Origin of the sequence: Burkholderia sp. 4NA327C6 (genome assembly GCF_005502655.1) — a bacterium.
In the GTDB taxonomy this organism is placed as follows: Bacteria; Pseudomonadota; Gammaproteobacteria; order Burkholderiales; family Burkholderiaceae; genus Burkholderia; species Burkholderia contaminans.
In genome coordinates this window covers 1-11,606 of the sequence record NZ_SCNZ01000050.1, presented here as the reverse complement: position 1 = coordinate 11,606, position 11,606 = coordinate 1, and the positions used below count along the sequence as shown (strand labels likewise).

General features: G+C 67.0%; 12 protein-coding genes. 3 read left to right on the top strand and 9 right to left on the bottom strand.

All coding sequences use genetic code 11. The annotated features are described in order from the left end of the window. Positions 1 to 43: 43 nt before the first annotated feature. Positions 44 to 1,468, bottom strand: a complete 1,425-nt coding sequence (gene aldA / locus FFS49_RS34165; RefSeq protein ID WP_105815795.1) for an aldehyde dehydrogenase — start codon at positions 1,466 to 1,468, stop codon at positions 44 to 46. Positions 1,469 to 1,793: 325 nt separating this feature from the next. Further along, positions 1,794 to 2,732, bottom strand: coding sequence for a LysR substrate-binding domain-containing protein (locus tag FFS49_RS34160; protein ID WP_011356424.1), 939 nt, complete (start codon positions 2,730 to 2,732; stop codon positions 1,794 to 1,796). 218 nt (positions 2,733 to 2,950) lie between these two features. Here FFS49_RS34160 and FFS49_RS34155 point away from each other — a divergent pair, with 218 nt between their 5' ends. Beyond that, on the top strand, positions 2,951 to 3,826 hold the full coding sequence (locus tag FFS49_RS34155) for a LysR substrate-binding domain-containing protein (protein WP_105815796.1): 876 nt from the start codon (positions 2,951 to 2,953) through the stop codon (positions 3,824 to 3,826). Between the two features lie 160 nt (positions 3,827 to 3,986). On the opposite strand, the gene FFS49_RS34150 is transcribed toward FFS49_RS34155, so the two are convergent. The 3 genes from FFS49_RS34150 to FFS49_RS34140 are packed head-to-tail and all read right to left on the bottom strand — an operon-like array spanning position 3,987 to position 5,878. Then, positions 3,987 to 4,328 carry a hypothetical protein gene (locus tag FFS49_RS34150; protein ID WP_105815797.1) on the bottom strand — a complete coding sequence of 114 codons (342 nt, stop codon included), beginning with the start codon at positions 4,326 to 4,328 and terminating at the stop codon, positions 3,987 to 3,989. Then, positions 4,325 to 5,128: a hypothetical protein gene (locus FFS49_RS34145; RefSeq protein WP_226285523.1), complete on the bottom strand. Its 804-nt coding sequence runs from the start codon at positions 5,126 to 5,128 to the stop codon at positions 4,325 to 4,327. Before FFS49_RS34145 ends, FFS49_RS34150 begins: the two co-directional genes overlap by 4 nt. Positions 5,129 to 5,158: 30 nt before the next feature. Further along, the gene (locus FFS49_RS34140; protein WP_105815799.1) at positions 5,159 to 5,878 is read right to left on the bottom strand and encodes a hypothetical protein; all 720 of its coding nucleotides are present in this window, start codon (positions 5,876 to 5,878) and stop codon (positions 5,159 to 5,161) included. Positions 5,879 to 6,103: 225 nt separating this feature from the next. On the opposite strand from FFS49_RS34140, the gene FFS49_RS34135 reads away from it, so the two are divergent. Then, positions 6,104 to 6,361, top strand: a complete 258-nt coding sequence (locus FFS49_RS34135) for a type II toxin-antitoxin system ParD family antitoxin (RefSeq protein ID WP_105815800.1) — start codon at positions 6,104 to 6,106, stop codon at positions 6,359 to 6,361. A gap of 2 nt (positions 6,362 to 6,363) precedes the next feature. Then, entirely contained in the window at positions 6,364 to 6,657 is a 294-nt protein-coding gene (locus FFS49_RS34130) for a type II toxin-antitoxin system RelE/ParE family toxin (RefSeq protein ID WP_105815801.1), read from the top strand. Between the two features lie 161 nt (positions 6,658 to 6,818). Here the strand turns inward: FFS49_RS34130 and FFS49_RS34125 are convergent, their stop codons facing one another. From FFS49_RS34125 to fae, 4 genes are all read right to left on the bottom strand, one after another. Further along, positions 6,819 to 8,153 carry an MFS transporter gene (locus tag FFS49_RS34125; RefSeq protein WP_224756071.1) on the bottom strand — a complete coding sequence of 445 codons (1,335 nt, stop codon included), beginning with the start codon at positions 8,151 to 8,153 and terminating at the stop codon, positions 6,819 to 6,821. A 167-nt stretch (positions 8,154 to 8,320) separates the two neighbouring features. Next, positions 8,321 to 9,772: an NAD-dependent succinate-semialdehyde dehydrogenase gene (locus tag FFS49_RS34120; protein WP_039369870.1), complete on the bottom strand. Its 1,452-nt coding sequence runs from the start codon at positions 9,770 to 9,772 to the stop codon at positions 8,321 to 8,323. Between the two features lie 45 nt (positions 9,773 to 9,817). Further along, entirely contained in the window at positions 9,818 to 10,840 is a 1,023-nt protein-coding gene (locus tag FFS49_RS34115) for an aldo/keto reductase (RefSeq protein ID WP_105815803.1), read from the bottom strand. A 48-nt stretch (positions 10,841 to 10,888) separates the two neighbouring features. Next, positions 10,889 to 11,413 carry a formaldehyde-activating enzyme gene (fae, locus tag FFS49_RS34110; RefSeq protein ID WP_039369876.1) on the bottom strand — a complete coding sequence of 175 codons (525 nt, stop codon included), beginning with the start codon at positions 11,411 to 11,413 and terminating at the stop codon, positions 10,889 to 10,891. Positions 11,414 to 11,606: the final 193 nt, after the last annotated feature.

Here is an 11,606-nt window from a genome sequence, read left to right as displayed (position 1 = left end):
GTCTGGATGCGCGCGCCGGAAGCGGTGCGTCGGCGTGACGGCGTCAGTACTTCATGACGACGAGGCGCGTCTGCGTGAATTCGAGCATGCCGTGCTTGCCGTCGTCGCCGCCGAGGCCCGAGCGCTTCCAGCCGGCGTGGAAGCCCTGGTAAGGGTCGGCCGGCGTGCGGTTCACGTACAGCTCGCCGGCTTCTATCGCGTTCGCAACGGTCATCGCGGTGCGGTAGCGCTCGGTGTAGAGCACCGACGACAGGCCGAACTGGTGGTCGTTCGCCAGCGCGATCGCTTCATCGATCGTCGTGTAGCGCAGCACGGGCATGATCGGGCCGAAGGTTTCCTCCTGCACGATCTCCATGTCCTGCCGCACGCCGGTGAGCAGCGTGGCCGGGTAGAAGAAGCCGGGGCCGGCCGGAATCGCACCGCCGGTTTCGAGCGTCGCGCCGGCTGCGATCGCGCGTTCGACCATCTCGTGAATGTGCGCGCGCGCCGATGCGCTGACGAGCGGGCCCATTCGCGAAGCGTCTTCCGCACGGTCGCCGATGCGCACGGCCGCCATCTTCTCCTTCAGCAGCGCGACGAAGCGGTCGTGCACGCTGTCGTGCACGTACACGCGTTCGATCGCCGTGCAGAGCTGGCCGCAATGGGTCGTCTTCGATGCGACGAGTGCCGCGGCCGCGCGTTCGAGGTCGGCGTCGGGCTCGATGATCGCGGGCGTCTTGCCGCCGAGTTCGAGCGACGGTTTCGCGATGTTCGCCTTGCAGTAGTCGAGCACCTTGCGGCCCGCGTTCACGCTGCCGGTCAGCGTGATCATCCCGACGGCCGGATGCGTGCACAGCGCTTCGGCCGTCGCGTGGTCCATCGTCAGGATGTTGACGACGCCCGGCGGGAAGCCGGCATCGTCGGCGGCCTTGGCGATCTCGAACGCGGACACCGGCGTGTGGTTGCTCGGCCGCACGACCACGGTGTTGCCGGCGATCAGCGCGGGCGCGACCTTGCGCAGCAGCGTGTAGACCGGGTAGTTGAACGGGATCAGGCACGCGACGACGCCGATCGGCTCGCGCTGCAGGAACAGGTTCTCGTCGGGCGTGTCGCTCGGGATGATCTCGCCCTCGATCCGGCGCGCCCACTCGGCGTGGTAGCGCGTGATCTGGCCCGCGTAGACGGCTTCGTTCGACGCGTCCTCGACGCTCTTGCCGGATTCCTGCGCGAGCGCCGCGCCGATTTCGGATGCGCGTGCGGTCAGCGCGTCGGCGAAGCGGTGCAGGTAGGTGGCGCGCTCGGCGCTCGGCAGCTTGCGCCATGCCTTCTGTGCGGCCGCCGCGGCGTCGACGGCGGCGCGTGCGTCGGCCGGCGTCGCGGCCGGCACGCGTGCGAACGGCGCTTCGGTGGCGGGATTGTGGACGACGATGAACGTGTCGCTTTCCGGGGCGACGAAACGGCCGTTCACGTAGTTGCGTTCGGTGCGCATGAAGTGACTCCTCCGATGAATGCAGGCGGATCGCTTCGAGTGGCGACACGCGCGGCACGGGATGGAGGCCATTCTCTTCATGCGTTTAGCGCACGACAAACGACTTATTTTCGTGCCTAGCATGAGAAAAACGCACGTTACTCGGCAAATCGGCCGGAGTCGCCCGTCCGGCAAGGCTGCCGTGGGGATGGCGGGACGGGGCGCGGGCGGCGGCCCTGTCGTATTTTCCGACTGGTCCGAGTGCGGACCGGCGCGGGAGCCGGTAAGGTGTGGCCCGCGGCGGGTGGTCGAGGGCGGTTGAGGCGGGGGCGGGTCTGGGCGCGCGCTAGGCCAGCGGTACCTGCGGCAGCGGCGACGACGGTTCGAGATGGCGCTTCGCGAGCCACACTTCCTGCTGCAGCCAGTCGCGGAACTGCACGATGTGCGGCAGGTTCGTCTGCTCGGGCCGCGTGACGAACCAGTACGACTGGTGGCCGTCGACGTGCACGTTGAGCACCTGCATCAGTTGCCCGGTCGCGAGTTCGCGCGCGACCATGTGGCGGTCGGCGATCGTGATGCCGAGACCGTCGATCGCCGCGCGGATCGCATGGTCGAGCAGGTCGAATTCGTAGCCGCCGCGCGTGTCGACGTCGGCGATGCCGGCCGCTTTCAGCCAGTGCTGCCAGGTCAGGTAGCGCTGGTCGTCGGTGGCGAGCACGTGCAGCAGCGTGAAGCGGTTCAGGTCGATCGGCGCGCCGTCCTGTCGCAGCCGCGCATACAGCGCGGGCGCGCAGACGGCGATATGCTGCTCCTGCATCAGCAGCGCGTTGTCGAAGCCGTCCCATTCGCCGTCGCCGAACCGGATCGCGCAGTCGAGCACGCGCGATTCGCCGAGGCTGTCGTGGATGCGGGTCGTGAGGCTCAGCTCGAATTCGGGATGCGCGTCGCGCAGCCGGCCGAGGCGCGGCATCAGCCAGCGCGCGGCGAAGGTGGGCGGCACGTTCGCGCGCAGGCGGTTCAGGTGGGTTTTTTCCTGCAGGCTGCGCACGGTCAGCTCGATCTTGTCGAACGATTGCTGCAGCGCGCGCAGCAGCACGCGGCCGGCCGCGGTCAGTTCGAGCTGGTGATGGCGGCGCTCGAGCAGGGTTTCGCCGAGCTGGCCCTCGAGCTGGCGAACCTGGCGGCTCACCGCGCTCTGCGTCACGTTGAGCAGCTCGGCCGCGCGCGTGAAGCTGCCGGTGCGGCCGGCCATCTCGAAGGCTTTCAGCGCATTCAGCGCCGGCATCTTGCGTCTCACGGGGCGGTGTCGTGTTTGGTGCGGGATGCTTATTGTAGGCGGGTGGCCGCGGGCGCGGGGCGATGAATGGCGGCGACGGAGGGTGCCGGGGATTGACGGTCAGGCGGCTGGCACGCCTGGTCGCGACAAGGCTGCCCGCAGGAGGGCCGGTGGTGCCGGCAGCAACACGAACGATACGACCGAGACGAACGAAGGGGACACACATCATGCGACGCCTGCCATCGTTGATCGCACTGCGATTTTTCGAGGAGACCGCGCGTCACCTGAGCTTCAACCGCGCGGCGGTTTCGCTGTGCGTGACGCAGGGGGCGGTGAGCCGGCAGATCCGGCTGCTCGAGGAAGCGCTCGGCGCGCGGCTGTTCGAGCGCGATCACAAGGGCGTGCGCCTGACCGATGCCGGCGAGCGGTTGCTGCCGTTCATCGGGCAGGCGTTCGACACGATCGAACGGGGCGTCGGCGAAATCGCCGCCACGCGGCCAGGTGCGAAGCGGCGGCTGACGGTGTCGCTGCCGCCGACGTTCGCGACGCAGTGGTTCTCGCCTCGGCTCGGCACGCTCGCGGAGGCGCTGCCCGACGTCGAGCTGTCGATCCGCACGGAGCCGGATGACGATTGTCATTGCCACATCCGGTTCGGGCGCGCGGCGCGCGCCGGGATGCAGTCGGAGCTGCTGATGATGGAGCGGCACGCGCTCGTCGGTGCGCCGCGTTATCGCGGCGATGCGCTGGATGTGCTGCTCGGCCGGTTGCCGTCGCTGCATGTGCTGCACGAAGGCAAGCGCCTGACGCTGTGGGCCGACTGGTGCGAGCAGGCGGGCGTGCCGCCGGCGCGGATCGGCGACGGTATCGAGTTTTCGACGCTCGAACAGGCGATCCGCGCGGCGCGCAAGGGCGCGGGGCTCGCGGTGGTCGATCTCAACATGATCGAGGAGGAGATCGGCGAGGGCAGCCTCGTGCGGCTGTCGCCGGTGCAGCCGATCGGGCCGTTCGGGTATTGGCTCGATGTCGAGCCGGAGAGCGTGGCGGTCGAGCCGGTGGTCGCGTTTGCTGCGTGGTTGCGGGAGCAGGCGGGGAAGAGGGGGTAGGGGCTGCTCGTGGGACGCGGCCGATCGGGATGCTGGAAAAATCGGATCAGTCCGCGTCTGTCGTGTTTTGCTTTGGCCTTCTGTCTGTGTCAACGATCGTTACCAAGGGGGAGATCGGTACGATCGTTGTCGGTCGGGATGTGTGGTTGTGTTCAGCCGATCACAGATCGGGTGCGTGTCCGAAGTGCGTGAGTGTTTCCCTGCGCGCCATGGCTTCTGCTTCGGCATCCGAGATGATCGGCAACTGGCACTTCGCGGGATCGATGCGTCCCACGTTGAAGACGGCTCGTTTCGGCGGGGAGGCGGATGTGACGGCGGCCCGTGCGTCGTGCTCGACGGCAGATTTGCGCATGACCCGAGCCAGGCTGTGATGGAGTTCGCGCGTGACGACCGCATCCAGGAGGCGGCGGGCTTCCGAGAGGCGAACGGGACGATGTTCGCTCGTCGGGCGGCCACGGCGCGTGATCCGGAACCCTGCGATCGGAGTGTGCTTTGCGTTCATTCGTAAATCCCCTTTTCGATCAAGTAATTCTGCAGCGTCTGAACGGATTTTCCGTGCGGCGTAACGTCGAAAGTCATCCAGCGATGCGATCCCGCGACGCGCCAGAAATCTCGCCCGAATCGCGTCGCATAGAGTGCGTGCAGAGATCGAAGCGACCCGTCGGCCAGACCGACCGGGTCGCTCTGGAAATACTGGAACAGGGCTGCTTCGTCGGTTTGCCGGTCGGGAATGGGCGCATCGAAACCGAGCCGAGGCCAGGCGTAGTACCCAAACAGTCGACGGCCGCCGGGCTTTGGCGCAGCCTTGCGGCCACCCGCTGCCAATGCGTTGATGCGGGTGATTCCCAGCGTATCGCACGCCCTGACGATCCGCCACAGCATGGCCGCTCCGAGCCCGGCAATAGCGCTATCAGCCAGATCGATAGTCTTGAGTTCGAGTGCGAACGTGTCCGATTCTCGAAAGACGGCGATGCGGTTTTCGGATCGGATCAACGCGGAATGGGTGACGCTGAATGTCAGCCTGTCTGCGCTGTCGAGATAGGCTTGAATGTCCGATCCGGCCGGCGCGCCGCACAACGAAACGAGCAGTTCGTCGGGGACGCTGCCGCTCACCCCGAGCAACGCGGCGATATCGAGGTCGTTTCGATCGACCTCGAGCCGATCGTCGAAGTACGACGTCTCGTACGGCAGGACATGACCGAGATCGACAGGTTGAGCGGGCATGGCTTCCGGAGATGAGTGGAAAGCCCCCAGCATATCGGCGCGAATCCGGCGGGCAGAGTCCGCCAAACGGCCGATCACGAGACGGCGCGACCGCCCGTCCTGCCCGCCCTACGACCAGTCGAACGTCAGCAGCGCCACGCGGCTGGCAGGTTCGTAAAACAGGAGAATCGAGTCCGCGCCCATCGCGCGGTATTCCCAGCCGGTGACGCGGGCGACGAAGCGAAAACGCGCACCGTCGGGGCCGATCGGCCGGACGTCGTCGGGATTGCTGTCGTCGACCGGAAAATCCGACGTGCCCGACCAGTTGCCCCAACCGACCGATCCACCGAGCTGGTCGATCAGGTTGCACGGTTTTTCCTGGCTGAAATCCCGTTCGTCCGGCGCGTACTGGTTGGACGAGTAGAGCACGCCGTATTCGGCGAACCGCTTGCGCGCGGTTTCGATGCTGGCCTGTTGCTCGGCGTAGTGCGCCTCCAGCTCCGCGCGATAGCCCGCGTCATGCGCGCCGGGCGGGTTCTCCAGATAGAAGTAGCGCGGGTCGCCGAGCAGCGTGTAGCGGTTGTTCTCGTCGAGCCGGAACCCGATCCAGTTCGCGCGCAGATAGTCGTTGTGATACGCGGCCGTGTCCTGCCCGACGAGCCCGTCGTACGGTTCGACGGGGCTGAGCAGGTGGATCCAGCCCTCCCACGACGGATTGACCGTCGACAGGTCGATCGACACCAGCGGATGCAGGTGGCGCGCGAGTGCGGCGTTGGACTCGGCAAAGACGTCGGCGTCTGGCGGGTAGACCTTCAGGCCGGGTTGTGGCGTGACGATGTCTTCAATCATGATCGCTGCTCGCACGGTGAGGGTCCGGCAAGGCTACACGAATGCGCACGAAAACCGGATGAATGTCCGGCGCCAGAGCAGCCTGCCTGACGCACGTCCGGTTCTGTCCGTCCGATCAGCACGTCGAAAGTATTTGCGCCGATCTTTTGGAGACCATCTTCTTGATAACAGTTGATAGCTGCGATACGCTCGACGGATCGAATTCAATCCGGTCGGGAGGTCGACATGATCAGTGCAGAACTCGGCCAGCAGCTGGAGGCTTACGTCGCGAAGCTGGTCGAATCGGGGCGCTACGGATCCAAGAGCGAAGTGCTTCGCGAAGGCGTGCGCCTGATCCAGGATCGCGAGGCACAGCTGAACGCGCTGGACGCTGTGATCGCGCGCAGCCTGTCCGATGCGGAAGCCGGACGCGGCGCCGATGCGGCGGAAGTCTTCGATCGCCTCGAGGCGAAGTATCGGGCCCTGGCGGATCGTCAGGCCTGACCGTGCGCCTGTCCGATTTTGCGATTGCCGAACTCGAAGCGATCGCCGATTACATTGCACGCGACAACCCGCAACGTGCCGTGACGTTCGTGCGGGAGATTCGCGATATATGCCTGAGTCTTGCCGCGATGCCGCTGGCGTTTCCGCTGGTGCCGCGCTTCGAGCGTCACGGCGTGCGGCACCGCGTGTACGGCAACTACCAGATCTTCTATCGGGTCGTCGGCGATCCGCCGGCTCGGATCGACATTCTTCACGTCCTGCATGGCGCGCGGGATTACGCTTCGATCCTGTTCTGAGCGGCCGCACGCATCGCATCGCGTCCGGAATGAACGAACCCGGCCGTGGCCGGGTTCGTTCGAATCGAGCGCAGCATCGCCACAGCGCATCAGCGGCGTGTCGATACGAAAGCCTTGATCGAGCGCGATGAAACAGGCGGTCACCCAACCCGCCGCCCGCATCAATGCCCCGACGCCTCCTCCAGCGTCAGATGCTTCGTCTCCGGCGCCCACGCGATCGATACGATCATCCCCACCAGCAGCACGCCCGCGAGCGCGAACATCGTCGCGTGAAAGCCGAGCGTCGCGATGCCGACCGGCAGCAGGAACGTGCCGATCGCCGAACCGAGCCGGCTGCACGCGATCGCGAGCCCCACGCCGCTCGCGCGCACTTCGGTCGGGAAGCACTCGGGCGGGAACACGCCCACGAGGTTGCTGAACGCCGACATCGTCAGCGTGAAGATCGCGAACGCGACGATCATCGCGACGGCCGCCGACGACGGCAGCACCGCCAGCGCGACGAGCGACGCGCACGTCACCGCGAACGAGCCGATCAGGAAGCCGCGCCGCGACAGCCGGATCGTCAGCCAGATGCCGATCAGCGCGCCGAGCACCAGGAAGCCGTTCAGCAGCAGGTCCGCGCCGAAACCTTCGGCGAGGCCGATCGTCTTCAGGATCGTCGGCAGGAACGTGTAGATCGCGAAATACGGAATCACCAGGCACACGAAGAACGCGCAGTTGAACATCGTGCGGCGGATCAGGTCACGCTGGAACAGCCGCGCGAAGCTGCCATGCGCATGCGGCTCGGTCGAACCGTCGAGCATCACGTGCGGGCCGAAATGCTTCGCGACGATCGCACGCGCCTCCTTCTCCCGGCCCTTGCCGAGCAGCCAGCGCGGCGATTCGGGCGTGCCGATTCGCAGCACCAGCACGATCAGCGCGGGCAACGCGGCCGACGCGAGCAGCCAGCGCCAGGCATCGGGCGAGGCGTCGCTGTACGCAAGACCGAGCACGTTCGCGGCGACATAGCCGATCGTCCAGATCACGCTGAACGAGCCGAGCAGCGCGCCGCGATGCTTGCGCGGCGAGAATTCGGCGAGGATCGCATGGCCGACCGTGAAGTCGCCGCCCATCCCGAAGCCGATCAGCACGCGCAGCACGCACAGTTCGAGCGGCGACGTGACGAAGAACTGCGCGAATGCGGCCGCCGTGATGATCACGAAGCTCGTCAGGAAGATCTTCTGTCGGCCCATCCGGTCGGACAGCCAGCCGAACACGAGGCTGCCGAAGAAAATGCCGATCAGCGCGGAGCTGCCGATCATCCCCATCCAGAACGCATCGATCGGCATCTGCCTGCCGAGCGCGGCGAGTGCGTAGCCGATCGTGCCGAGCGTGTAGCCCTCGGTGAAATGCGCGCCGAACGTCAGGCCGGCGATCTTCACGTGGAAGCGGTTGAGCGGCACGTCGTCGAGCGCGACGGGGCGGTGCGGCGCATCGGCGCCACGCGACAGCGGCAACGCGCGTGCGGTGCCGGATTGAACGTTGGCTTGAGTCAAGCTGCCTCCTGGATTGTTATCGGGCGCGCAACGGCGCGCGCAGGCGGCGCGCCGCCGCGCGTGCCGTGCAGGGCGCCGCGCGGCCGGACGGCGCGCGGCGCGGGGCGACCGCGGGGAGCGGCCGGGGGTCAGCGGCCGAGGCCGGCCATCAGCGTGTACTTCAGTTCCACGTATTCGTCGAGGCCGTACTTCGAGCCTTCGCGGCCGAGCCCCGATTGCTTGACGCCGCCGAACGGCGCGACTTCGGTCGAGATGATCCCGTCGTTGACGCCGACCATGCCGCTCTCCAGCGCACCCGACACGCGCCACGCACGGCCGAGGTCGCGCGTGTAGAAGTATGCGGACAGCCCGAACGGCGTGTCGTTGGCCGCGGCCACGGCCTCTTCCTCGGTCGCGAAGCGGAAGCAGCCGGCCACGGGGCCGAAGGTTTCCTCTTCGGCGATCAGCATGTCGGCCGTCATGCCGGTCAGCACGGTCGGCTCGTAGAACGTGCCGCCGAGCGCGTGACGCTTGCCGCCGGTGAGCGCGTGCGCGCCCTTCGCGGTGGCGTCGGCCACGTGCCGCTCGACCTTGCCGAGCGCCGCCTCGTTGATTAGCGGCCCCTGGTCGACTTCACCCGCGAGCGCGTTGCCGACGCGCAGCTTGCGCACGGCATCCGCAAGCTTGCGCGTGAACGCGTCGTACACGCCGTCCTGCACGAGAAAGCGGTTCACGCACACGCAGGTCTGCCCCGTGTTGCGGAACTTCGACGCGATCGCGCCTTCGACCGCCGCATCGAGATCGGCATCGTCGAACACGATGAACGGCGCGTTGCCGCCGAGTTCGAGCGACAGCTTCTTCAGCGTGTCGGCCGACTGCTTCGCGAGCAGCTTGCCGACGCGCGTCGAGCCCGTGAACGACAGCTTGCGCACGACGGACGAGCTCGTCAGCGTTTCGCCGATCGCGACCGCGTCGCCCGACACCACGTTGAACACGCCGGCCGGCACGCCCGCGCGCTCGGCGAGCACCGCGAGCGCGAACGCCGACAGCGGCGTTTCCTCGGACGGCTTCAGCACCATCGTGCAGCCGGCCGCAAGCGCGGGGCCGGCCTTGCGCGTGATCATCGCCAGCGGGAAATTCCACGGCGTGATCGCCGCGACCACGCCGACCGGCTCGCGCGTGACGACGATCTGCGAGTTCGGCTTCGGGCTCGGGATCACGTCGCCGTACATGCGCTTCGCTTCTTCCGCGAACCATTCGAGAAAGCTCGCCGCGTACGCGACTTCGCCACGCGCTTCCGCGAGCGGCTTGCCTTGCTCGCGCGTTAGCAGCTCGGCGAGCGCGTCGCGGTTTTCGAGCATCAGTTCGCCCCAGCGCTTCACGCGGGCGCCGCGCTCCTTTGCGGTCAGTGCGCGCCACGCCGGAAACGCGTGTGCGGCCGCATCGATTGCGCGCTGCGTGTCGTCGGCGCCGCCTTTCGCGACCTTCGCGATCGTCTCGCCGGTCGCCGGGTTCAGCACCGGATAGGTCGCATCGCTTGCGCCATGCGATTCATGCCATTCACCGCCGATGAAATGGCCGGTCCTCAGAAATTCATTCATTGTGTGTCGTTCCTTCAGTGCCTCGGAGCTTCGTGCTTCAGTGCGTCAGTCCGTCGCGAAACTGCCCTGCGCCGGACGCGACTCGCGCGCGATGCGCTTGCCGGCCGTGTAGTCGTTGATCAGGTCGCACGGCGTGTAGTTGCGTTCCAGCTCGTGCAGCTCTTCGTCGGTGAGCTGCGTTTCGAGCGCGCCGAGCGCGCTGTCGAACTGCGCGACGGAATCCGCGCCGACCAGCATGCTCGCGATGCCGGGGCGGTTCAGCACCCACGCCTGCGCGATCTGCGCGGGCGGCACGCCGCGGCGCTTCGCGACCTTCGCGACCGATGCGGCGATCGCGAGCGATGACGCATCGCCGTACATCTGTGCGGTGAAGAAGTCGGTCTGGTTGCGCGTCGATTGCGGCTCGCAGGTGAGCAGGCCGCGCGCGAGCGGGCTGAACACCGACACGCCGACGCCCTGGTCGATGCAGTACGGCACCATCTCGCGCTCTTCCTCGCGATACGCGAGGTTCAGCTGCAGCTGCATGTTGATCGGCTTGTCCCAGCCGTTTCGTTCGCAGGCCTGCATGATCTTCGCGAACTGCCACGTGTACATCGTCGACACGCCGATATAGCGTGCCTTGCCCGCCCGCACGATGTCGTGCAGCGTGCTCATCGTTTCCTCGACGGGCGTGTTCACGTCGAAGAAATGCAGCATGAAGATGTCGACGTAATCCATCCCGAGCCGCTTCAGCGATCCGTCGATGCCGTCGAGCACGTGCTTGCGCGAATGGCCGCCCGCGTTCGGATAGCTGCCCATGTCGTAGCCGACCTTGGTCGTCACGACGAGCTCCTCGCGGCGCGCGTTGCGCTTCAGGATGCGGCCGACCACTTCCTCGCCGACGCCCGTCGAATAGAAATCCGCGAGATCGATGAAGTTGACGCCGGCGTCGAGCGCACGGCGCACGATCGGCTCGCTCTGCGCTTCGTCGAAGATCCAGGGCTTCCATTCGGGGGTGCCCATGTTCATCGTGCCGAGACACAGGCGGGACACCTTCAGGCCGGACTGGCCGAGGCGGACGTATTCCATGTTTCCTCCAGATGCGGCCGTCCGTCGCGCGTCGGCCGCTTGTCGTCGTCAGTTTTTCTTCGGGGTGTAGAACGGGTTCGACACGTCGCGCGCGGCGGCGAATACCGCGTCGCGATGCGGCAGCCCTTCCATCGCGGCGACGATCGCGCTGCGGCACGCGCGATAGTTGTTCTCGAACACGGCGTCGAGATCGTCGGTCTGCGGGTTCACCCAGTTCGCCGACACGACGACCCAGTCGTTCTCCGCTTCGGGCGGCAGCGTGCCGTTCTCGAGCGCTTCGGCCACGGCCTTCGCGATGCCGGCCTGCGATGCGCCCCACGTGGCGTTGCCATGGAAATCGCTGGCGATCTGCGCCTTGTTCACGTACAGCGTGAGCGGCTTGGTCGGCACGCCCGGCTGCGCGATCACGACGAACGGCGCGTGTCCGGCCGACGGCGTCGCGAGTGCGGTGGCGAACGCCTGGCCCGCCGGGCCGTTGCGCGGTCCGACCAGCACGTTGATGTGCGCGAGGTTGACGCCGGGGCCTTCGAAGCCTTCGCCGATGTAGAGCTGCCTGGGTTGGGATGCGGTCATTGCGGTGTCTCGTCGATGAGTGGGGTGTGGGGCGATTGTGGTGGGCCGTGATGCGGCCGGTGAATCGATGATTTCTGATCGGGCTATGAGTTTTCGTCGTCTCCGGGAAAGCCCTGAATCCGGCACGCGAATGCCCGCCGGGCGGGCCTCGGCCGTTGTCGCGACGGCGGGCGGGGCGGGATCGGCAGGGGGG